Here is a 25,750-nt window from a genome sequence, read left to right on the forward strand (position 1 = left end):
AAAGCGAGTTAAATAAAACAGTATGCTGAGCAAACCCTATTTTTATCAAATGACAAAAGCCCAAATATGTTCTCTTTTTATTGTTATTATTAGTCTGTCTAGCTTTGCACAACAACTAAACTTTAAACACTTATCTGTAAAGGATGGATTGGTGTCTAATATGGTACATACCACTATACAAGATTCTGATGGATTTATGTGGTTCGGTACCGAAGACGGTCTCTCCCGTTACGACGGTTATTCGTTTCTTAACTTTTTTCAATCACCTGCAGATACTTTGTCCTTAAGTAATAACTTAATTCTTACTCTGGCCGAAGATAAAAATAAGCAATTGTGGATTGGTACGCATCAGGGGCTTAATATGTTGGATCTTGAAACTTATAAAATGACCAGATTCAATGAGATTTTTAAAGAAAATTCAGGAAGTGTTACCATCGCATCTTTATATGTAGATGATGATATGTTGTGGATTGGTACAGATAATTCGGGATTGTTTAGCTTAAATATTAACACCTATGCAATAAAGCAGTACGGGTATGTTAAAGCACCCAAGACAGCGATAAGTTCAAATACAATAAACGGAATCATAAGGAATTCTAACGGGGTGTTATTAATCGCTACAAATACAGGTTTGGATGTTTTTAATGAAACGACTGAAACATTTTCTAGCGTATTAAGAGATGTTAGTGTTATTAATATGCACATTCAAAAAGATGATACGGTATTACTCGGTATGCGTTCTGAAACATATTATCTCAAATTGAAAGCCGACTTCAAAATTGAAAAAGTACCGCTACCTGATGCTTTTTCAGGAAAGGAAATAAACCTTTTTTCCGATTCTAGCAATAATTTATGGATTTCTGTGAGAGACCAAGGATTGATGTATATCAATAATAAAACGCAGAAAGCACAAAGATTACTATATAGTAAAAATGATGCCACTGGCATAAGTAGCAATGTTATTAATAATATATTCGAAGACGCTTTCGGAAACATATGGTTAAGTTCGTTAGATTCTGGATTAAATATTTTAGATAAAAGAAGAAAAGAATTTATTCATATTAAAGATAATAATATACCTAGCGGATTATTAAACAATAGAGTTAGGGCTCTGTACCAAGATTCCGATGGCGATATTTGGGTGGGAACTAAAGTAAATGGTACGCTAAGTAAATTTAATAGAGACAGTTTAACGTTTACGCACTTCCATTCAAATCCATCTAATCCTTTAAGTTTAAGTAACGATTTTGTATTTGATATTACAGAAGATCGTCCGGGATATTTATGGGTAGCCACTCTAAATGGGTTGAATCTTTTTAATAAAGCTACAGGAACTTTTAACGTTTATAAGCATCAAGAAAATAATGATAATAGTTTGTCGTCTAACAGTGTAAACGATGTATTGAAAACTGAAGATAATTTGTTAATTGGGACCGTAACAGAAGGGTTAGATATCTATAATACGAAAAACAAAAGATTTTCACACTTTAAAAAAACAGGTGCAACTAATCAGTTATCAGACAATAGGATTAAGGTAATTTATAAAGACCAGCATAAAAATATCTGGATAGGTACTATAAATGGTTTAAACTTATTCGATATTAAAACGGGCACATTTAAGCAGTTTTTAAATAATCCTAAAGATAAAAACAGCATTTCCGAGAATTATATATTAAGCATTCACGAAGATAAAAATCAAAATTTGTGGATAGGGACGTCGTTGGGAATTAATTTAATGGATAGAACAACTCATACCTTTAAAGTGTATACCACTAAGGATGGATTAGCAGGAAATTCGGTTAGGGGAATTTTAGAAGACAATGCAGGAAATTTGTGGATAAGCACCAACAATGGTCTTTCTAAATTCAATACCAAAACAAAAAAGTTTAAAAATTATAATCTGCACGACGGTTTACAAGCTAATGAATTTTCTCCTTTTGTATATTGTAAAACGGCGAATGGGGAAATGTATTTTGGGGGAAATAATGGTTTTAATATTTTTAATCCAGAAGATATTATTAACAATACGCTTATCCCAAATGTATTATTAACAGATTTTAAGCTATTTAATCAGTCAATTCCTGTAGGTAGTAACAAGTCTCCGTTGAAGCAACATATAAGTAAAACTAAAAATCTTGTCTTAGATTATAAACAATCCGTGTTTAGTTTTGAATTTGTGGCACTAAATTTTACCTCTCCAGAAAAGAATGAGTACGCTTATATGATGGAAGGTTTTGATAAAGAATGGAATTATATAGAAAATAAGCGCGAAGCGACTTATACAAACTTAGACGCAGGGGATTATGTTTTTAAAGTAAAAGCAGCAAACAATGATGGATATTGGAACGAAGTTGGCACCACCTTAAATATTAAAATTTTGCCAGCACCTTGGTTTTCATGGTGGTCTTATATTTTATATGCCATGGCTTTTGTGACTTTATTATGGTGGCTTAGACATAATGCAATAAAGCGTAATAATCTGCAAAAAGAACAGGAAATTAATGATTTAAAAATAAAATTTTTTGGTAATATAAGTCATGAGTTTCGCACACCTTTAACCTTAATATTAGGGCCATTAGAAAAAATGTTAAAGGAAAATCATGATGCACCGCAAGCACGTCAACTGCGTTTAATGTCGCGTCATACGAAAAGATTATTAAGTTTAGTAAATCAATTATTAGATTTTCAAAAAATAGGTTCAGGCGAACTAAAGGTAAATGCGACTACGGGAGATTTGGTTCAATTTATTAGAGAATTGTCATATTCATTTTTAGAGTTTTCTAATGAAAAAGATATCCATTTTGAATTTAAAACCGATATTGAAAGCTGTCAAACCCTGTTCGATAATGATAAAATCGAAAAAATTATATTCAATTTACTTTCAAATGCCTTTAAGTTTACCCCGCAAAAAGGTCATGTTTCTATTACATTAAGCTTCAATAAAAAGACTAATACATTTCGTATACTAGTTTCTGATGATGGTGTTGGTATACCTAAAGACCAGTTAAAAACTATTTTTAAACGGTTTTACCAAGTTAATAATTCTACTTCAAAAACCAATCAGGGTAGTGGGATTGGACTAGCATTAACAAAAGAATATGTCCAATTACTAGGAGGAGAGATTACTGTAGAAAGTAGTTTAGGAGCGGGAGCACATTTTATAGTCAAACTTCCCTTTGTAGAACTTCATAATGTTGTTGAGTTAGAAATGGAAGTAGAAGATATCCAACAATTACAAGACGACTTTGCAGATTTAGATACAAAGAAGTTAAATAAAAAAAGACCTTTAATCCTACTGGTCGAAGATCATGGTGATTTACGTAATTTCCTAAAAGACAACCTCAATAGTAATTATAGAATTATTGAAGCTTCAAATGGTGTAGAAGGCTTAGAGCAAACTCTGAAATATATTCCAGATTTAATTATTAGTGATGTCATGATGCCAAAAATGGATGGTAATGAAATGTGTTCACAAGTTAAAAACGATTCTCGAATTTCTCATATTCCTATACTTTTACTTACCGCACAGATATCAGAGGAGCAAGAAGTTGTGGGGTTTGAGCAAGGTGCAGACCAATATTTAACGAAGCCTTTTAGTTTTGATGTTTTAACTTCAAGAATTAAGAATCTCTTAGCTCAGCGTAAAGCATTACAGAATGTATTTAGTAAAAAAATAGAAGTAAATCCCTCGGAGATTACAGTGACTTCTATAGATGAGCAACTGATTCAAAAGGCCTTAGATTTGGTAGAAACTAACATTGGCAATTCAAAATACTCTGTAGATCAGTTAAGTAAATCTTTGGATATAAGCAGAGGACATTTGTATAGAAAAATTGTATCCATTACAGGGAAATCTCCTTCAGAATTTATAAAATCGATACGGTTAAAGCGATCTGCACAATTACTCCAGACAAATGCATTAACCGTATCGGAGGTTGCTTATAAGGTAGGGTTTTCAAATCCAAAATATTTTTCTAAATGTTTTAAAATAGAATTCGATATGTTACCAACAGAATTTGCTTCAAAATATAAATAATGATTCATTTACAGGGGCATAGGTTAATATAGGAGACGTGTTTTACCCTATAATGCTCCCTGTTTCACCCCAAAATTAGGAGCGTTTTTTTGATGATGTAAATAGCAAAACGTAAGTTTATCAAACAAGTATACGGTATGTAAAAAACTTATTTAATAGTTTTTTTTTCATGCCTTTCGCCTTAAAAAACTTTAAAAAGTTTTTATTTAAACAAACTAATTAAAGAATAGATATAGTTTTTTGATATTAAAATATAGTAAAATGAAAAGAAGATTTTATGTGCTAGTATTGGCCGTTCTTGGTGTTTTAAATAGTAATGCTCAGAACACAGATTTAAAACTTTGGTACGATGCACCTGCTGCAGATTGGAATGAAGCTTTGCCTTTAGGAAATGGAAGACTAGGTGCTATGGTTTATGGCAATCCTATTAATGAAAATATTCAATTAAATGAATTAACATTATGGGGTGGTGGGCCACATAAAAACGATAATCCTAACGCTAAGGAGGCATTACCTGAAGTAAGAAACTTATTATTTGAAGGGAAATATGATGAGGCACATCGTTTGGCAAATAATAAAATAATTTCTAAAATATCTCACGGAATGCCTTATGAAACGGTTGGGAATTTGAGATTGAATTTTAAAGATCAAGAGAATTACTCCGATTATTACCGTGAACTTGACATTGAAAATGCAATCCATACTACTCGATATGTAGTAGATGGTGTAGCGTATAAACGTGAAATGTTTACGTCATTTACAGATCAAGTTATTGTTTTAAAATTAACCGCCAATAAAGCGGGTAAAATTAGTTTTAAGGCCTCTATGGATCGTCCGGAACCAGCAAAAGTGTCAACTTATACTGAAAATGATAATGTTTTGGTTATGACAGGTTTTGGTAGCGACAATAAAAATAAACGATTGCCAAAAGAAACACCAGCCATAAAAGGTGAAGTGGAATTTGATTCTAGAATTAAGATTGTCCCTGCCGGAGGAACGCTAACAGCTACCAAAAACACGTTGGAAGTTAAGAATGCCGACAGTGTAACGTTGTACATTTCTATAGCGACAAATTTTGTTAATTACCAAGACGTAAGTGCCAATGCTCACCAAAGAGCTACCGATTATATAGCGAAAGCAGAACAAAAAGATTATAAGGATTTGGTTACAGATCATTCAGCGTTTTACAAACAGTATTTTAATCGTGTGTCTCTAGATTTAGGAAATTCTGATGCCGCTAAAAAAACAACAGATATCAGAATAAAGGAGTTTAGCAATAGTTATGATCCAGCATTAGCCGCTTTATATTTTCAATTTGGTAGATATTTATTAATTTCTTCATCTCAACCAGGTGGACAACCTGCAAACTTGCAAGGCTTATGGTGTAAAGATTTAACACCACCATGGAAAAGTGCTTATACTGTAAATATTAATACCGAAATGAATTATTGGCCGGCAGAGGTTACTAATTTATCAGAAATGCACGATCCATTAATTCAGATGGTAAGAGAATTGTCGGAATCAGGACAAGAAACTGCCAAAGTTATGTATGGAGCAGAAGGTTGGGTTACGCACCACAATACAGACTTATGGCGAATTGCAGGGCCTGTAGATGGAGCTACCTGGGGTATGTGGCCAACTGGAGGGACTTGGTTAGCGCAACATGTTTGGGATAAATTTATGTATAATGGAGATTTAGAATATTTACAGTCTGTATATCCTGCCATGAAAGGTGCCTCAGAATTTTGTTTAAGTTTTTTAATCCCCGAGCCTACAAATAATTGGTTAATAATTTCTCCAACCATTTCTCCAGAACACGGACCTAAAGGACGTTCTAAAAGCGTGAATATTGAGGCGGGAACAACAATGGATAATCAGTTGGTGTTTGATATGTTGACTAAAACTATTGCAGCGGCTGAATTATTAAATGTAGATGCCGATTTGGTAGCGAAAATGGAAACAGCTTTAACAAAGTTACCACCTATGAAAGTTGGGCAATATAATCAGGTTCAAGAATGGATGGAAGATTTAGACGATCCAGATGATAAACACCGTCACGTTTCACATTTATACGGCTTGTATCCTTCAAATTTAATGTCTCCTTATAGTAATCCTGAATTATTTCAAGGTGCAAAAAACACATTAATTCAAAGAGGGGACCCTTCTACCGGTTGGTCTATGAATTGGAAAATAAATCTATGGGCACGTTTATTAGATGGAAATCATGCTTACAAATTAATGGGAGAGCAAATTAAATTAGTAGGTAGACCTGGCTCTCCAAAAGGAGGAGGAACATACGCTAATATGTTAGATGCACATCCGCCATTTCAAATTGATGGAAACTTCGGATTTACCTCTGGTCTGGCCGAAATGTTAGTCCAAAGTCATGATGAAGCGGTTCATTTAATCCCTGCTCTACCAGACGTTTGGAAAGATGGAAGCGTAAGAGGATTACGTGCTAGAGGTGGATTTGAAATAACAAATTTAGAATGGGAAAATGGAGAGGTTGTAAAAGCTGTTATAAAATCTACTCTAGGAGGAAACTTACGTATACGTTCTTATAATGCTCTATTGTCTTCAGAAGATAAGTCGTTAAACACTGCAAAAGGACCTAATACTAACGCTTTCTATCAGGCAGTTAATATTAAAAAACCAGTAATATCCGATAAAGCTACTTTAGAAGAATTTACAGCGCCTAAAAGTTTTTTATATGATATAGCAACAACCAAAGGCCAAACAATAGTTTTAGTTAAAAAATAAAAAAAACATGAAGGACAAACTACAAGCATGTTGTCTAATCGCTATGATCACTTGGGGTGGTACTGTTTTTTCACAAACTAAGCTTAAATCATTAGAAGATTTTAAAACACCAACAGGTGATTGGTTTATGGCGAAGGACGTAAAAGTAGACTCGGTAAACCATAAATTATTTACGTATGCAGAAGGAGGTGACTCTTTTGTGAATGGAGCAACGGGTAAAACGGTTCATTTAGAATCTAAAGAAGCCTTTGGAGATATTGAGGTGCATTTAGAATTTTTACTGCCTGAAGGATCTAATTCGGGTATTTATTTTCAAAGTAGATATGAAATTCAAATTTTTGATAGCTATGGAAAAGAAAATATAGACTTTTCTGATTGTGGCGGAATTTACCAACGTTGGGATGAAAGTAAGCCTAAAAAACAAAAAGGTTAATAACACCAAGAGTTAATGCAACCAAACCTTTGGGCGAATGGCAGACTTATGACATTATTTTTAGAGCCCCTAAATTTGATGCAAATGGTAAAAAAGTAAAAAATGCCATATTTGAAAAAGTTGTTTTAAATGGTGTTATTATTCATGAAAATAAAGAAGTTACCGGAGCAACCAGAGAAGGATTAGCAGGGGTAGAAGTTGCTAAAGCACCTTTAAGATTACAAGGCGATCATGGAAGAGTGGCTTTTAGAAATATTAGAATTAGAGATTTAGAAAACACAAGAGCTACAAAATTAAACACTTGGGTAGATGTATTTGAAAACACTAAAAAAGGACCTAATTACGATTTTGTTGTACAAGGCGATGCTACTGAAGACGAGGCTAAAAATATGTTTGAGTACTCAAATAGTGAGTTAAAGGCCATGTATAAATGGACGGCTTCAACTGCTCCCTATGGTGTGGCCATAACCAAAAAAAGATATAGCTCTTACGACTTGAAATTCGAATTTAAATGGGGAGAACGTCGTTTCGAACCGCGTCTAAATGAGATACGCGATGCCGGTTTACTGTACCATTGTCAAGCAGGAACTTATGCATGGCCTCCAAGTTTAGAATATCAAATTCAGGAAGGAGATTGTGGTGATTTATGGAGTATTCTCGGTGTAAGTTGTGATGTTTTAAGAGATGGAGAAATTCTAGTGCTAAAAAAAGCAGATTATAGTCGATCTAAAAAGTTTGTCGATAAAGAAAAATCAGGATGGAATGAGGTCTTATTAAAAGTTCGAGGCGATAGTGCACAATATTATTTAAACGGCGTACTTGTTAATGAGGTTATTAATAGTAATTACGGAGGTGTTAGTATCAATTCTGGTTTTATAGCCTTACAAGCCGAATATTCTGAATTGATTTATAGAAACATAAAAATAATGGAGAAATAGTAAACAAGCAACGTTTAATGTGGATTTGATGTTTGTTCAGGTTGATAAAACGCATTAGCCGATAATCGTATTTATGAAGAATTATATAGGAAACATATTTTGTGGAGTGTTAACGCTTATCTCTTTAATGGCTACTGGGCAAGCCAAAGAAAAGTGCGTAGAAGAAAATACTTCGGGTGTTTATACTAGGCCAAATATCATCTTTTTGATGACCGACGATCAGCGTTGGGATAATATGGGATGTTACGGTAAACCGGAGTTTAATACCCCTAATATAGACAAGTTAGCAGCAGAGGGTGTTACCTTCGATAATGCATTCTATGCTGTGGCTATATGTATGCCTAGTCGGGTAACAATGCTTACTGGACGTTTTAATTCTAATCATAGAGTGGGCTTTGTAGCTCCAGACGATTATACATTATCCCAATCCGATTTTGAAAAAAGCTACCCCGCACTCCTAAAACAAGCAGGCTATAGAACAGGTTTTGTCGGTAAGGTCGGGTTTACAGTTACCGAAAAAGCAACGCGACCGAGTACACCAAAAGAACACTTTTATAAAGAGCATTTAGGTAATACTTTCGATTATTTTGCGGGAAGTGAAACTTACGATTATAAGGGGCATGTTACTTGGCCTGAAAGTGATGTGGAACTACAGAATACCTTTAAGGAAGGTCGAGAAAATTCTGGAAGAACATTAAGAACTGGAGAGGCCATGCTTCGTTTTATAGATACGCAACCAGAAGACCAACCCTTTTGTTTATCTGTCAGTTTTTATGCTGTAAAGCACGATAAAGATAGAGATGTCTATATGCCCCATTATGAGCAATTCAAAGATCATGAATTTGAAGCGCCTAACAATTGGGTAGAAGGTGAAAATCCAGATTTACCTAATGTTGTCAAAGAAAATGCTAGAGGCGTGTATTTACATCGCCAAAGGTCATCGACTCCAGAAATGTACCAACGTCTTGTTAGTCGGTTTGCAGCACAAGGTTACAGCGTCGATGATCAAGTAGGTTTATTGGTAGATAAGCTAAAAGAAAAAGGGATGCTTGAAAATACAATCATTATTTACACTAGTGATAACGGACGCTTTCAAGGTTCGCATGGTTTATTCGATAAGTGTCTACTATATGAAGAATCGGTTAAAGCTCCATTAATTATTTATGATGGCCGTATGCCTGAATCTAGGCGTAAACGTCGTGAAAAGGCTTTGGTTTCGTCGGTAGATATGGCGTCTACAATAGTATCACTTGCCGGTTTAGAATCTTCAAATAGTATGCAAGGAAAAGATCTTACCCCTGTTTTAAATCAAACTCAAGACATGTCGCAATGGCGTGATGCCGTGTTTATGGAAGATTTATTTCTAGTAGATATGTTTAAAGAGCGTTATAAAGAGAATGTAGATGAGATTAATCAAAATTTAATAAACAGTAATAAGTCGTATCGAGCTCATGGCGTGCGAACAGAGCGATGGAAGTATTTTGTGTATTACGAACATACTCCAAAGATTGAAGAATTATATGACTTAGAAAACGATCCATCAGAACAGCATAATCTGGTGAATACATCAGAGTATACACAAATTCTAAAGACCTTAAGGATGAAAACTGAAGATTTATATCAGAAGGCAATTCAGACTAGATAAAAAGAAATAGGAATTAATTAACCTGAAATAAATAACTCAAACTAACTATAAATACACGATTTTATGAAAAAGAACATGTGCTTCTTAAGTATGTTTCTCTTGGTGTTGGCAAGTTGTAATACTAAGTTTAAACATCAACTAGAGAAAACCAATCATGCTGTGACTATTCAACAAGATAGTTTAACCCTAAAAATTGAAATAATTGACGACGCAATTATTCATGTAAAAAAGGAAATAAAAGGAACCCCTGCGTCCACCATTCCGGATTATGTCACGGTTTTAGAACCTCAAGATGTGAATTGGGAATTAAAAGAAACGGAGAATGAATTAACCATCAGTACCGATTTAATTAAAGTGTTAGTAAATAGCGATGGCACGATAACTTATGAAACTAAAGACCATAAAAAATTAGTTTCAGAAACGAATGAACAGACTTTTATAAACTTAGATGCGGATGCCGAGCATACGGTTTCGCAAGGATTTCATGCTGGAGATGAAGGTTTGTATGGATTAGGGCAATTTCAAAGTGGTATTATGAATTGGAAGAATGTTCCAATTCGTCTTCAACAGTACAATCAAGAAATAGCAGTTCCGTTTTTAGTGTCAACCAAAGGGTATGGTATTTATTGGCATAATTATAGTTTAACAGATTTTAATTTACCTCAAAATGAAATTAAATTTGAAACCGCTAAAACCGTAGCTAAAATGGCAAACACTCCATCAACTCCGGTAGAAGGCGAAAAAGAGGATGTTGCCGCACATATTACGAAATCTGAGGCTGAAGAAAAAAACATTAGAGAAACTACTTTTACACCAACCAAAACTGGCGAATATAACTTTTTAGCACTAAGTGATAATGGCGGACGGATGCGCGGTGCGATTAAAGTAAGTATTGATGGCGACGATGTGATTAATTATTCTACCATTTGGATGCCTAGACGTTATTCAGGAAAAAAGCATTTAGAAGCAGGAAAAACGTATAAAATAGTGTTTCAAAATACGGGTGCTAAAATTCCTGGAAATTTATATTATAACGCGCCAGACTATAATAAAACTGTTTTCAGTAGTACGCAGGGTAATGTTATAAATTATTATTTGGTGCAAGGAGAAAATCCGGAAGCTGTAATTTCGCATTATCAAAAATTAACAGGAACGGTGCCTATGTTTGCTAAAAGTGCATACGGATTTTGGCAATGTAGAGAACGCTACCACAATCAGGAGGAATTGTTAGCCAATGCCAATGAGATGCGCGAGCGGAAGATTCCTTTCGATAATATTGTACAAGACTGGTTTTATTGGCCAAAAGGAACGAAAGGGCCAGAATGGGATCCTGCTAAATATCCAGATCCCGATGCTATGGTAGACGAATTAAAATCTTTAAACTTAAAGTTAATGGTGTCTGTATGGCCAGAGGTTAAAAATGAAGCTTTAGAAGCAAAGTATAATCTTAAAAAGATTAAAAGTAGTAACTATATAGACATTTATGATGAAGGGGTAAGTGAACGATTTTATCGCATGTTAAGCGATTCTATGTTTCATAAAGGTGTGAGCTCTATTTGGTTAGATGGTACAGAGCCAGAGGGAGTAACAGATGCAACGCAAATGACGGCAGTGGGACGTTTTGAAGAGGTTCAAAATCCATATTCACTTTTAGTCACAAAAGCGATGTACGATGGGAGAAGAGCAGAGTTTTCAAACGAACGTGTGTTTAATTTAACGCGTTCTGCCTATGCTGGACAACAACGCTATGGAGCTACCTCTTGGTCTGGAGATGTTGAAGCCTCGTGGGAACAATTTTCTGAACAAATAGCTGCGGGTTTAAATTTCACTATGGCAGGAATTCCATATTGGACGCACGATATTGGTGGGTTTTTTAGGGATTCAAAATCGATTAATCCGGAGTTTGATAGCCAATATACCAATCCAGAATTTATAGAATTACTAACACGTTGGTTCCAGTTTGGTACCTTTAGTCCGATTTTCAGAATCCATGGTTATGTGTCGGAAACAGAGATTTGGAGGTACAATAAGGCGTTTGAAAGTACAGCACGAAAATTTATCGATTTGCGATATCAGCTTATGCCGTATATCTACTCTCAAGCATGGCAAATTACAACTAACAGTAAGCAACTTATGAGTCCGCTGGCGTATCATTATCCAAACGATAAAAATACCTGGGAGATTAAGGATCAATTGTTCTTTGGAGAATCGATAATGGTTGGTTTCGTGACTGAATATGAGAAACGAGAAAAAGAAATGTACTTCCCAAAAGGACAGTGGTATAACTTCTGGACGAATGAAAAAATTGAAGGTGGAAAAACCATTACTGTGAAAGCAAATCTAGATGAAACACCACTATTTGTAAAAGCGGGAAGTATTATTCCTATGGGACCAAAAGTGCAGTATGCGACTGAAAAAACAGACGAACCTTTACGTATAAAAGTGTATCCAGGTGCAGATGCGTCATTTACATTATATTTTGACGATAGTGAATCTTATGATTATGAAAATGGAGAATATTCAGAACTTAAACTGAATTATTCCGAAGCCACTAAAACACTTTTAATAACTAAAGGAAATGGTGAGTATTTAGACTTTTCTAAAAGCCCTTTGACGCTAATTGTTGAAATGATTGGTGATCAAAATCAGACGGTGAGTTTTTCAGGTTCAAATTTAGAAGTTGAATTATAAACGATTTAACAAACACAAATACATTCAATTTTTGCAAGTGAAGTTTGAGGTTTAGTAGCCTTTAGCTTCACTTGTTGTGTTTAGGTATATAATTTATAGTGATTGAACCATGGTTTATACCAAAGTTATAGGAGCTTGCTTATTTTTATTTCATCAATTTAATTATTTAATAAACACACAGAAATAATATGTCAACACTTTGTCTTAATCTCAAAAACAATGCTTCCTCAAAATTAATAACGCTTCTTTACGTTGCTGTTTTTGGTTTAACAAGTTTTCAAATAACAGCCCAAAGTATGGTGAATTCTTTACAAGAATTGAAACCATATTTAGCAGCAGATAATGCTAATGTGAAAATGAAACCTGGTGTATATTCTATTACTGTAGACGATGTAGAAAAAGGGCTTTATACTCAAGAAACGAAAATTAAAAACACAAGTAAAGTGCTGTTACTTTTTGAAGGGAATAATAGTAATTACGATTTTACAGGCGTAACCATTAATGTGGACACTAAGGTGATGCAAGCTTATGGGAATAATCAAATTCACGAAATCCAGATTGTAGGAAATAAGAATGTCCTTAAAAACCTAACGCTTGTTGATGTGGGGTCGGTTCATGATGCTCCTACACGACGTGCAACTAATATTGTTATGGACGGCGCTCATAATAAAATTGAAGGATTCCATGTGACCACCAAGGGTTCTTTTCCTTATGGTTATGGCGATGCTTTTGGAAAAGGCGGTAAATCGGTAATTCCACATCGCAAACACAGTGCATGTTTAATTAGAGGGGAATCTAATCATCTTAAAGATTCAAAGTTTGTTCATAGAAGTTATGGGCATTGTATTTTTATGCAAGCCGCTAATAATCCAATTATCGAAGGTTGTGAAGTAGAAGGTGAAGTGCGTAAAACCGACGATATGCTTGCCGAAACGTCAGGACCAGCGTTCGACGTTAATTTTATGACGGTTTGGGGATATACGCTTCCAAAAGGGTATATGTTAAGCACAGGAGAAGCAGGAATTCGTGCATACGATGGGGGAGAAACGATTATTGATGGTAAACAATACAGACGCGGGACATCTAACGTTACGGTTTTAAATTGTACCGTTAAATACATGAGAACGGGTGTGACAATTGCACATGCTACAGGGAAAAAATATGTTGAAGGTTGCGTAGCTATAGGCTGTGAAAACGGATTCTCGTTAGGTTCGGGGGATGTAGTGAATTGCAAAGCCGATGTTACACACGGACCAGCATATGCATCAACTTACGAAAGAGACAAAGGATATAACGCAGATATTACACTTATTCCATCAAAGCAACCGTACTATAACGGCACAGGCGCTGTTGCTTATATTGGCGGAAGTCAGCATAAAATTACACTTCGTGGTTCAAGTGAAGGCGTAAATAATGGCTTAAAAATTAAAGTCGGTGGCGAGAAAGATAACATCAGATTGTTACATGGGAATCTTCCCAATCAAAACGATTTTAAAGGCTTCGATTTCGAAATACATAACCTAACCGAATATCCGGTCTATCTCTCAAATAAAAGTTCTGGAGTTACAGGCGAATCTAAAGGACCAATTACCAATTTAGGAACGGATAACACGTTAAAGTATACCGGGAAATAGACCTTATACCAAACAAAAACTAATCGAAAATAAAGTAGTAAAAAAAATAATAAAGATGAATAAAATACTAACATTCCTTTCTGTTTTATTAATGGTTTTTTCTAGCCAAGCTCAAGTAAAAGGCGATCAGAAAAAGGTTGTAGAAGTAAGTTCGCTAACCGAATTCAGAACCTATTTAAATCAGGATAATGTTCATGTCAAGCTTAAAGCAGGCAATTATCAAGTCGATGATGCTAAAAAAATTAGATTTTTTGAAATCACGGGGAATAACTCTTATTTCGATTTAAAGGGCGCACGATTTATGGTAGATTCTAAACTGTTTAGTCGTCCCGATTTGATTAAAAGTACCGATGGAAATAGCATGTATTGTGCTATAGAAATATCAGGAAATCACGTAATGTTAGAAGGATTGTATATCGAAACTTATGGCGACACACCAGGTTTACAAAGTAAAAATAAGATATTCAATATTGTTGGAGAGCACGTGACTTTAAAGGATGTAGAGTTGCGAACGGCAGGTTCTAGTCCTTGGGGTTATGGGTATTTATATGGCCTTGGTGGTGGAGATGTACGCAAAATGAATGGGATTCGTGTGGGATATCCAGCAAAGAATGTAAAATTGTTAGGGTGTAAAGTGCACATGAGAGCTATGGGACATGCTATATTTTTACAAGGATCAGAAAATACATTAATCGAAGGTTGTGAGGTAGATGGTTTGCTCCGTACTACCGATGCGATGCTTAAGGAAACTTCAGGCTACGGTTTTGATAAGAATTTTTATGCCGCTAAAGGAAATTATATAGAAGGTACTAACGTGGCCGAAGATGGTAAAATTTTGCCAGGCGAAATTATTTCTTTAAGTGAAGATGGAATACGTATGTACCCCGACTATAATGGTCATCCTACCACAAATACGACTGTAAAAAACTGTACAGTAACACAAATGCGTAGAGGGATTTGTACCGGATTAAGTACGTCGGGAGATAAGGTTATCGATTGTGTGGTACGTGATTGTGTAGCAACAGGGTATAATGTGGGGAACGCAGATACCTTAATTAATTGTAGTGCCGATGCGAAATACGGAGAAGCTTTTTGTATTGCGTATACCGATGCTAAAAATGCGAAGGTAGAAATGAATATCCTAGACAGTAGAAATGGAATAGCTAATAATTTGCTAGCTAAAATAAATGGTACGGGGCATCATGTTGTGATTAAAACTGAAGCTCCAGAATTTATTCCAGAAGCGATGGCTATTAAATTATCGGTGTGGGAAGGTTATGGAAATTTCGATGAAAATGCTAAAATGCATGCTACTGATATTACCTTAAACAATCAAACCAATACAGAAGTTATTACGTTTAACGGAACAGAAAACGTTGATATAAAAAGTAAAGGCAAAGTGCGTAAAGCTACAGATTCAGAAAATGAAGTAAATGATAGTAATCGTACAAAACGTTAAAACGAAGATCTCACTGGTAGATAAAACAAATTCATATCGCTCTCTAACTCTTAATTCTTTAGAACATAAAGGTTAGAGTGACAACATGCTGAATTATTCAGTAGGATACCTAAAATTAAAATAATGAGAATAGATTTTCATAGGATGACCATCCTAAAACATGTGCTAACCTTAGTAATGTTATGGTTTGCAGGGATTATTAATGCACAGAAATTAAATCAAATAGGAAGTTCTGATTTTTCCGATTGGAAAGGAATTTCTAAAGTGAAGAAAGAGGTTGCTACCGTGCAGTCTGGAGACACCATTTCTTATACGTATTCTAATCAAAACCGTATTTATTTTCCAGGAATTAGTAGACCTTTTGAAGGTGATGCTGCAGATTGGACAAAGTACAAGGCACTGACATTCGAGGTGTATTTTAAACAGGAAACTACCGCAAAAATAAGTGCGATTTTTAAAGTGGATTCTTTGGATTATGGCGATTTAAATCCATTAAATAAAGCAGAAATTGAGTTGGTCGGGAAAGGTTGGCATACTGTTTACATGCCTTGGGAGGTTTTCGATGTTGATGCAGGGCAACGTACAGCAACACTTTTTGCAGTCAAACACCTATTAATATCTGTAGATTCTGAAACAAATAACACCTATCAAATTAAAAACATTCAGTTAACTAAAGGAAAAACAACTTTTTTAGAAGCCGAAATTCAAGGGAAATCAGCTGAAGCTGGGAGCCAAGTGCTCTACGAATTTCAGGTGGGAAACACCACAGATAAAGCACAGGCAGTCGAACTTATTATAGAAACCATAGGTTGGGAGTCTATGAAAGGGCATATAGAACCTAGTCAGTTACAATTGGCTCCGGGAGAAATAAAAACCTGTACACTTACAGTCGATTTGCCTTCTCATTTACCTGAGGGTATTCGTGAAGATCAGGTTGTTAAAGCTATTGCTAATGGTAAAGGGGCTAATATTTCAACCCTTACATTTAAAACAGCCGTGCATCTACCATTTCCTAATATAGTATTTACAGCGTCTGGTTGGGATCAAGTACGTGAAAAAGCAAAACAATATGATTGGGCACAAGAAGGATTACAAGATTATATTAAAAAAGCAGAACGATGGGACGTTCCAGACGGCGCCGATTTTTCAAAAGAAACAGAGCGACCATTAGGGCAATCTGTTTTTAGTACAGACGGCCGAGAAATTTATAATTGTGCTATTGCCTATAAGCTTACGGGAAATGAAGATTATGCCGCAAAATGTATAAAATTATTACGCCGACTAATCAATCCTCAAACAGGATATCCAGCAACCTTAGTTGGAGGAGGGAATTCTTTTGTAGGTGAAGGTAAATTTTGGCAGGCAGTAGGTAGAATGTATGATTTAGTTAGAACAAGTCCGCAACTTACCGCATTAGATAAAACAAGAACAGAAGAAACATTTAGACTTTTTGTGAATCAAACCTTGAAAGGAAATACCAAAGGTGCGATAAGTAATTGGAATGTTGCCGAAATCACAGCAGCAATGTATTGCGCGTTAAATCTTCAAGATTGGCATCTTATAGACCAGTTATTAAATGGACCAACAGGGATTTATAAACATCTTGAACATGGTATTATGAGTGACGGTTGGTGGTACGAGTGTGCTGTGGGATATAATACTTGGGTAGCTACAGAATTTTCTGAAATAGCCCTTGCCTTAGAACCTTGGGGTATAAATTTTAAAGATCGCAAATTTCCTATAGGAACAACCAAGCATTTTTCATTATTGTCAAGTAGACGACAAGGTGGGATTATGGGAATGGAATTTGAAAAATGGGGAAAGATTGAGCGCAATAATGTAAGAATAAAAGACATGTGGGATGCGGCTATTCCGTTTATGGATTTCCGGGGTGTACTCTTGGCAGTAAATGACGCAGTAGAAGATAAACTTGCGGGGAAATCTTACGAGTTAGCGTATTATTTATATAGAGATCCAGAATATGCCGCAATTATTAATCGCGATAACAAGCGAGACTTATTGTACGGTGTGCCTAATCTTCCGGAAGTCACTTCAGAACAAATGAGTGTGTCTGCTTATGCAGATAATATGGGGATTGTACAATTGCGATCTCAAACAAAAGATAGACCGCAAAACGAACAAATACAAGCGGCACTGCATTATGGCTCACATGGTGGATATCATGGGCATTTCGATCGTACCAACTTGGTGCATATGAGCCGTTACGGGCGTAGCTTTTATGGAACGTTAATGTATTGGTATGGCTACGGGAGTTATTTGTATAAGTTTTGGAAACAATCATCAATAAATAAAAATATGGTTGTGGTCGATCAGAAAATGCAACAACCTGTAGAAAACTCTAGACTTTTATTTCATTCTGGAGACATGATGCAAGCCACTGCTATAGAAACCAATTCGAAGTGGAGTTATCCGCCATATGGAGGTATACCAAATTCGAAGCAAACATTTGCAGAGAAAATGTGGGAAGAAGGACGAACAATAGCATTACCTAAAACTCAACCCGAATTTGGAGAAGTTACAGAATACACAGAGCCTGTTTTACAACGTAGAGCTATGATTGTTTTAGACGATTATATTGTAATGGCAGATTACTTAAAAGGAGAACAAGAACACGAATTCGATTGGATGTTTCAAGCGAAAGGCTTCAAAGGAATAACGGCAGATAAAGCTGAGTTTTCTCATCATACCAATCAAATGAATTCAAATCCAATTGGAAGTGCTCAATTTATAACAGACTGTAATTGGTATGATATTGAAGGTACATCTAGGACTAAATTTGAAATGTGCTGGGGAGAAGGTTGTGATAACGAAGGTGTGCGTTTGCCAAATAGTGTAGATGGTCCATTAAAAATAGATGTGTTTAATGCCTGGCCCAAACAATCTCAAGTGATGATTGGTACATCTACAGAAGGCTTTTACGTCAACAAAAAATTATGGTACACAGCACACGCCGACAATCAAGAAATATTGAACGATAGTACAGGTGCTTGGATTTTAGGAAGTAAGTCTATAAAATTAGATATAACAGGAAAAAGGAAGCTGGAACTGACAACAAAAATACCTGGTAAGATTAGAAACAATACTATTTTTTGGGGCGATGCAAAAGTTGTTCTTAAAGATGGTTCAGAAGTATATCTGTCTGATTTACCTACGAAATATGAGAATGTTTTAATGCCAGATCAAAAAGGTAAAGATTATTACGGCGGACCAATTAAAATTGGAGGAGAACCTATGGCACAGGCCACACCTGGAATGCCAATAAATAATAAAGAATTGGGAAAAATTACTATCGATTTAAGTGGTCTAGACGTAGAAAGATTTGAAGCTAAAATAGGAGGTGATTTTCCACTGGGAGATGAAACGTCACGTTTAAAATCTATGGCGGTACGGTCTAAAGGTAAATCTGCAAGATATCTGGCTGTAATCGAACCTTACGAAACACAATCAGTTATAAAATCTGTAGAAGCTAAAAATGAAAATGAACTTGTTGTAACTCTAACCGATGGCCGCGTACAACAGGTTACACTTGAAGCTATGGAGCACGATAATGGAAAAATACTAGTGACGGTAAAAGAGTTTAAAAATGATATTTTGCTAAGAAGTGAAACGACTGTTCGTAATAAAGAATAGTATATACGAATTTCTTCTACAAGAGTTATAAAAAAGTCATAAATACTTTAAAAGGGTTTTAAGTTTGGGTATATGGATTATAGTTTATAATAAAATAACTCTCCTTTTTATATAATTGTATCACATTTTAATCTTGAAAAATAAGGCGTTAATTCATTTTGATATTAAAAATATAACAAGCATGAAAATTAAATTAATAACTATAATCACTTTAATGATTACAAGTTTAGGAGTTTCTCAAAATCCAATTTTCACCAGTGTGTTTACTGCCGATCCATCTCCACATGTTTGGCCGAACGATCCTAATACACTCTGGGTGTATACGTCGCATGACGAGCCAGGTTCCAATAATCATTATGGTATGACGGGCTATCATGCGTTTTCTACCACAGATTTGGTGAATTGGACAGACCACGGGCGAATTTTACATTTAGAAAATGTAGACTGGGCAGAAAGTCATGCTTGGGCTATGGATGCCGCATTTTATCGCGGTCAATACTATTTAGTGTATTGCATGAAAGAAGCCGGTATCGGACTTTTTAGAACTGGAGTTGCACGTAGCGATAGACCAGAAGGTCCTTTTACCGATTTGGGTTATGTTAAAGGTGTAGAGTTTGGTCAAGACCCAGCTATTTTTATAGACGATGATGGTACACCGTATTTGTACTGGGGACATGATAGAAAATGTTTTGCAGCCGAATTAAATAAAGACTTGATGTCTATTAAGCCTGAAACGTATATAGAATTAACACCTCAATTAACTCATGTGTTTGAAGGGCCATGGGTTCATAAAAAAGATGAAAAATATTATCTAACCTATCCAGGTTTGACACCTAGACGTTGGCCTGAAAAAATGTTTTATGCTGTAGCAGATAAACCTTTAGGACCATATGAATTTAAAGGGGTTTTTATAGATGATTTTGAAGGGCAGAGCGGAACCAATCATGGAGGAACTGTAACCTATAAAGGAAAAGATATCATGTTTTATCACAGTGCATGGTTGTCAGGTGGTTTAAGTGAAACCCGATCTGCAATGGCCGATTATTTAGAGTACGATACACAGGGAAATATATTACCAATAGTGCCAACCAAAACAGGTTTAGGTAATGCCAAACGTACTAAAACAACACTAAAGTTAGAAGCCGAAAATGGATTTGCTGCTGGAGGCAAATTGTATAATGTTATAGTCGATACTTGGATTAAAGGTTATAGTGGTAAAGGATATGTTACGAATTTCGACAATCCGTACGATCACGTTTCTATGTTAGCTCAGGTGGCTAAGCCAGCAAAATATCGTTTTAAAGTAAGATATGCTTCGCCCGATGGAGAATCTAATCACGATATTTTAATAAATAGCCATAAATACAGTGCATTTAAGTTTCCGCAATCGGATACATTTCGTGAAATAGATTTTGGTATCGTAGACCTAAAAGCTGGGGATAATCTAATACGTGTGTTTAAAAAGGATTGGAAACCTTCTAAAGGGGAGCTAGCAATCGACTATATAAAATTAGAACAAGTTTTTGAAGACGAAAAATGAATTTTTAGATGACTAAATAGTGATAATGACATGAAAAAAACAATTTTAACAGGACTGTTGGCCTTAGTAATCCAACTAGGTTTTTCTCAAGAGAAGGTACACGTTAAAGCGAGTGCTTCAGGTGAAAAATTCGAACATTTTTGGAGTAAAAGCGTTGGTGCTGGCCGAGCAAACGAAGGTTTACGTGCCGGATGGTTGGAGCAATTGGAAATGGTGCAGGAAGATTGCGGATTTGAGTATGTGCGGTTTCATGGGATATTTCACGACGATATGTTTCCGGTGTTTGAAAAGGATGGTAAATACACCTATAACTGGCAATATATAGATGATTTATTTGACAGAATGTTGGATCTTAATGTGAAACCTTTTGTAGAATTGGCCTTTTTTCCAACAGCGCTAGCAGCCGAAAATAGTAAAACTCAATTTTGGTGGAAAGCGAATATTACGCCAGACGATTCTAAATTTGGAGAATGGCATAATTTAGTAAAAGCATTCACCCAACATTGCGTAGACCGTTATGGTATTGATGAAGTGCTAACGTGGTATTTTGAAGTGTGGAACGAACCCAATTTACATTACGGTTTTTTCGATGGCACAAAATCTCAATATTTCGAGTTGTATAAGCAGTCTGTAACAGCGGTAAGAGCTGTCGATAATCGTTTATTAGTCGGAGGCCCATCTAGTAGTAATTTTGTTGCCGATGGACGTTACGATGGAGAAGTAGAAAGCAGAAGTGGCGATCTTATTACGTTTACTGCCGAGAACATCAACGATCTCGAATGGAAAGGCGCATGGATAGAAGATTTCTTAGCGTATTGCGAAAAGGAAAAACTTCCAGTAGACTTTGTATCAACACATCCTTACCCTACAGATTATCCATTTAATCCTACAACAGGAAAAGGGAAAGATTTCTCACGGAATGTAAATTCAACAAAAACAGATATCGAATGGTTAAATAGAGTGATTAAGAAAAGTGCATATCCCAATGCAGAAATTCATTTAACCGAATGGAATACAAGTCCGAATAGTAGAGATGCGATGCACGATTTTTTACCGCCTGCAGCGTATATTGCTAAAGTGAATTTAGATTGTATTGGATTAACCAATTCATTAGCGTTTTGGACATTTACCGATATTTTTGAAGAAAAAGGAGGGGCAGAAAGTATCTTCCATGGCGGTTTCGGAATGATTAATTATCAAGGTTTAGTAAAACCATCATTTCATGCCTACCGAATGTTGCACCAATTAGGAGATGAAGAATTATTTAAAAATGATTATCTGTTCGTAAGTAAAAAATCTACAGATGGTAAGGTTGTGGCGTTGGCCTACAATTATCCGGAAGACCATTACACGGCAGTCCCATCAAGTATTAAAAAAATAGATCAATATGAAAGTGGGAAACCACGTCAATTAGACTTTTCTATTTCAGACCTTAAACCCGGAGCGATGTTTAAAATTGAAGTATTAGATGCAAATAGCGGAAATATTTATAAATACTGGGAAACAATGGGTAAGCCAGAACCACCTACTCGTGAGCAAATTAAGGTTATGAAGCAATATGCCGAAAATTTAAACACAGAATTAGTAACTGCAAATACAAAAGGAGAAGTTAAAATTAAACGTGAATTAAGTCCTTGGAGTTTGGTCTTGATTGAGCAAGTGAATTAATTAGATTAAACTTTACAAAAAAACAATGTTTAAAAGAGCTACCTGAAAGGGTAGCTTTTTTTGTAACTAAAATATAATCTATTGTTTTTTAGTGTGTTGTATTTTTAAGGCTTATGCTCTTTAGAAATATCCAATTTATTGTAAGATCAGGTATAGACTTCCTAAAAGGGTTTTAAATTATAGTAAATGAACTATGATTTATATGTAATTAGTTGGCCTTCATGTAGTTTTAATGAACAAATTATAACTAATTAAATAATAAAATCATGAGAAAAATTACGTTTTTATTGACTGCAGTATGCCTATTAACCACAGGTCTGTTTACTAAAATGTATTCGCAAACAGTTGTAGATAACTTATCAGACTTTCGGCAAGCACTGTTAAATAGTGATCAGACTATTGTCTTAGAGGCGGGAGATTACATTATTACAGATTTACCCAGCGAAGACAGAAGCTTTTATATTTCAGGATCTAATAACATTATAGATTTAACTGGAGTATATATTAATTTTCCAGTAGATGCAACAAGTACCGAGCATTTTATAATAACAGGAGATTATAATGAATTTCGTGGGGGAGAATTTGAAAATACATATGCATCCGGTATAACCGAAATTACAGACTTTGTTGCTTACAATGAGGATAGAAGTAATTTAGCTAATGGAGCAGACCAACATATGACTATTTCTGGAACTGGTAATAGCGTGGTAGGATCCAAATTCACTGTTAGAGGCTCTTTCCCATACGGCTATGGAAGTTTATATGGTATTGGAAGTAGTAATACTTTTGGGTTAGATAAAAGAGCTGCTATTTATATAAATGGAATAGATACTGTAATAGATAGTTGCGAAGTACAGATGCAAGCTTTTGGACATGGGATATTTATGCAAAGCCCTTCAGAAAATACACTTATAAAAAACACTTTGGTAGAGGGTGTTGTACGTCATGGTAAAGATATATTGGCAGAAGGTATAGGAAGTTTACCTTATCAAAATAATTATTTGGATAATGAAGGAAATCCAATAGATCCTACAGATGTTCTTTCTCTATGTGAAGACGGTATACGTGCTTACAGTGGTTCAGGAAGTGTTACTGTAGAAAATTGTACGGTTAAAAAAATGCGAGGTGGTGTTCGATTGTACTTAGCATCATCTGCGACAGTAACAAATACCACAGCTATTGATTGTGGTATAGCGAACTGGAACTTGCCAAATGGAGGAAGAGTAATTAATTCATCTGGGAATTTTGCTTATGATGCTTTATCCGATTTTAGATTGAGTAGAAATAACACTAATATAGAATGGACTATCATTCCATCTCCTCATGCTACTGGGCCTCATAATTTAGCAGATATTCTTGGAAATAATCATACCATCACATTTCATAGAACACCTGGTCCTGTAGATGCAGATGAGGAACGTGCTATTGTTATTAGTGGTAGTAATTCTACAATTGTAAATGAAACTGAATACACCATTATATTGGAAGCTTCTGCAACGGGAAATACCATTACTACCTGTGGACGTGTCATAGATAATGGATCTAATAATACCTTAGTAGCATCAACAAATTGTGGTTTTTCGTTAGAATGCTCTAATACTGCCAATAACTTGCAAGCTGAATGTTTTAATAATATGTCCGGTGTGGAAGTTCAAGGTATCTCAGGTATGGTGAATGAGAAAGGTATTACAAGTGTTGATGACAATGACTGGATTAGTTTTGAGTCAATTGACTTAACAGGTGTTAGTGCTATAAATGTAACAGCAGCGACTGCTAAAACAAATACTTCTGTAGAAGTGAGATTAGCTAGTGAAGATGGAACTTTGTTAGCGACACTTCCTATTGCAAATACGGGTAGTTGTGAATCGTATCAAGATTTTTCGGTTGATTTATTGGATGTTTATAATGGAGTGACCGATGTATTCTTTGTGTTTAAAGGAGATTCAGATGCATTATTAAATGTTGATAAAATGAATTTTCAGTACGATCCTTGTTATGTAGCTTCTTACCAGGCAGTAACACCAAATTACGCAAAAGACTTTTGTGAAGCTTCAGAAGTTAATATAACAACAGATACTAATGAAATGGAAGTTGTATCAGGAATCAATCAAGACGATTATTTAAGGTTTTCTAATATAGACTTTGGAAGTGATTATAATTTAAATGCTGTTAAAGTTTCTGCATCTTCTCAGACTACAGGAGGAACTATAGAATTTAGATTAGGTGGTTTAGATGGTGAATTATTATCAACGGTTAACATCGATGGTACGGAAGATTGGAATACGTATCAATTGTTTGAGGGATATCTTTCAAAAGAAGTAAATGGTGTACAAGACTTATATCTTGTGTTTTCTGGAGGTGAAGTTGAACTATTAAATTTAGAAAGCTTTTATTTTTATATTGATGAATGTGCTTCTGCTTCATATAATGCAGAGGATTTTATAATAGCTTCAGACTATTGCGAGGCTTCAGAAGTTCAGAAAGAAGGAGATGTACCCCAAACTGTGGGGTTTATTAATAATGAAGATTATTTAAGATTTTCAAACTTTGATTTTGGAGATACTAATGATTTTGGTGCAATTAAAATTTCGGCGTCTTCAGCTACATCTGGAGGATTTATAGAAGTTAGATTGGGCGGATTAGATGGTAAATTACTGACTTCTGTTCCTATTGAAAATACTGGAAATTGGAGAAGATTTGAATGGTTTGATGGCTATTTTACCGAATCAGTAACAGGTATACACGATTTGTATTTAGTATGCACAGGTGGCGATGGCTATTTATTTAACTTAGCAAGTTTTGAATTTTATAGTGACGTTTTAAGCTTAAACGACTTGGGGTTACAAGAAAGTAATGCTATAAAAATAAGTCCAAATCCAACTCATGGAGATTTAAATGTTAACCTTTCAAACCATATGGGGTCATCTGTAAATTATATGCTTATCTCTATTGATGGAAAACAAATAACATCTGGAGTTTGGAAATCCAGTCATCAGGAAAAAATAGAAATGGATTTAAATCAGCTTCCACACGGATTGTATTTTCTTCAGATAACTACTGAGAGCGGACATTCTACAGTTAAAAAAATAGTAATTGCGGGTAAATAATTTACTAATTAGTGAAGGCTTTTAGAATGCAGGCGTCTATTGTAATTTTAGACCATTAAACGAAAGACTATCCATAAAGGATAGTCTTTTTTATTTTCATAAAGCCGTTTTATACAATTATTTGTATTAACTGGTTTAATATTAGTTTTTTATATTCTATAGATGTTCCGAGTTATTAAATGGGCTTT

At 35.2% G+C, this 25,750-nt stretch carries 12 protein-coding genes; all 12 read left to right on the forward strand.

Annotated elements, in window-relative coordinates; translation table 11 throughout:
* The first annotated feature begins 49 nt into the window (after positions 1-49).
* The 12 genes from ACKC83_RS11215 to ACKC83_RS11270 all read left to right on the forward strand — a co-directional run bounded on the left by ACKC83_RS11215 (position 50) and on the right by ACKC83_RS11270 (position 25,562).
* The gene (locus tag ACKC83_RS11215) at positions 50-4,036 is read left to right on the forward strand and encodes a two-component regulator propeller domain-containing protein (protein WP_434035557.1); all 3,987 of its coding nucleotides are present in this window, start codon (positions 50-52) and stop codon (positions 4,034-4,036) included.
* Between the two features lie 261 nt (positions 4,037-4,297).
* Complete coding sequence (locus ACKC83_RS11220; RefSeq protein ID WP_434035558.1) at positions 4,298-6,796, forward strand: glycoside hydrolase family 95 protein; 2,499 nt, start codon at positions 4,298-4,300, stop codon at positions 6,794-6,796.
* Positions 6,797-6,803: 7 nt separating this feature from the next.
* Positions 6,804-7,229, forward strand: coding sequence for a 3-keto-disaccharide hydrolase (locus tag ACKC83_RS11225; RefSeq protein ID WP_434035559.1), 426 nt, complete (start codon positions 6,804-6,806; stop codon positions 7,227-7,229).
* A complete protein-coding gene (locus tag ACKC83_RS11230) occupies positions 7,229-8,167 on the forward strand; it encodes a 3-keto-disaccharide hydrolase (RefSeq protein WP_434037779.1) in 939 nt (312 codons plus the stop codon). Before ACKC83_RS11225 ends, ACKC83_RS11230 begins: the two co-directional genes overlap by 1 nt.
* 73 nt (positions 8,168-8,240) lie before the next feature.
* Positions 8,241-9,812 carry a sulfatase-like hydrolase/transferase gene (locus ACKC83_RS11235; RefSeq protein ID WP_434035560.1) on the forward strand — a complete coding sequence of 524 codons (1,572 nt, stop codon included), beginning with the start codon at positions 8,241-8,243 and terminating at the stop codon, positions 9,810-9,812.
* A gap of 63 nt (positions 9,813-9,875) precedes the next feature.
* The gene (locus ACKC83_RS11240; RefSeq protein ID WP_434035561.1) at positions 9,876-12,503 is read left to right on the forward strand and encodes a TIM-barrel domain-containing protein; all 2,628 of its coding nucleotides are present in this window, start codon (positions 9,876-9,878) and stop codon (positions 12,501-12,503) included.
* A gap of 188 nt (positions 12,504-12,691) precedes the next feature.
* On the forward strand, positions 12,692-14,137 hold the full coding sequence (locus tag ACKC83_RS11245; RefSeq protein ID WP_434035562.1) for a hypothetical protein: 1,446 nt from the start codon (positions 12,692-12,694) through the stop codon (positions 14,135-14,137).
* A gap of 55 nt (positions 14,138-14,192) precedes the next feature.
* Positions 14,193-15,596 carry a hypothetical protein gene (locus ACKC83_RS11250; protein WP_434035563.1) on the forward strand — a complete coding sequence of 468 codons (1,404 nt, stop codon included), beginning with the start codon at positions 14,193-14,195 and terminating at the stop codon, positions 15,594-15,596.
* A 123-nt stretch (positions 15,597-15,719) separates the two neighbouring features.
* Positions 15,720-19,247, forward strand: coding sequence for a hypothetical protein (locus tag ACKC83_RS11255; RefSeq protein ID WP_434035564.1), 3,528 nt, complete (start codon positions 15,720-15,722; stop codon positions 19,245-19,247).
* Positions 19,248-19,428: 181 nt separating this feature from the next.
* Positions 19,429-20,787, forward strand: coding sequence for a family 43 glycosylhydrolase (locus ACKC83_RS11260; RefSeq protein WP_434035565.1), 1,359 nt, complete (start codon positions 19,429-19,431; stop codon positions 20,785-20,787).
* Positions 20,788-20,817: 30 nt separating this feature from the next.
* Positions 20,818-22,455, forward strand: coding sequence for a GH39 family glycosyl hydrolase (locus ACKC83_RS11265; RefSeq protein ID WP_434035566.1), 1,638 nt, complete (start codon positions 20,818-20,820; stop codon positions 22,453-22,455).
* A 266-nt stretch (positions 22,456-22,721) separates the two neighbouring features.
* A complete protein-coding gene (locus tag ACKC83_RS11270; protein WP_434035567.1) occupies positions 22,722-25,562 on the forward strand; it encodes a carbohydrate-binding protein in 2,841 nt (946 codons plus the stop codon).
* Positions 25,563-25,750: the final 188 nt, after the last annotated feature.

Origin of the sequence: Formosa bonchosmolovskayae (assembly GCF_051016085.1) — a bacterium.
In the GTDB taxonomy this organism is placed as follows: domain Bacteria; phylum Bacteroidota; class Bacteroidia; order Flavobacteriales; family Flavobacteriaceae; genus Formosa.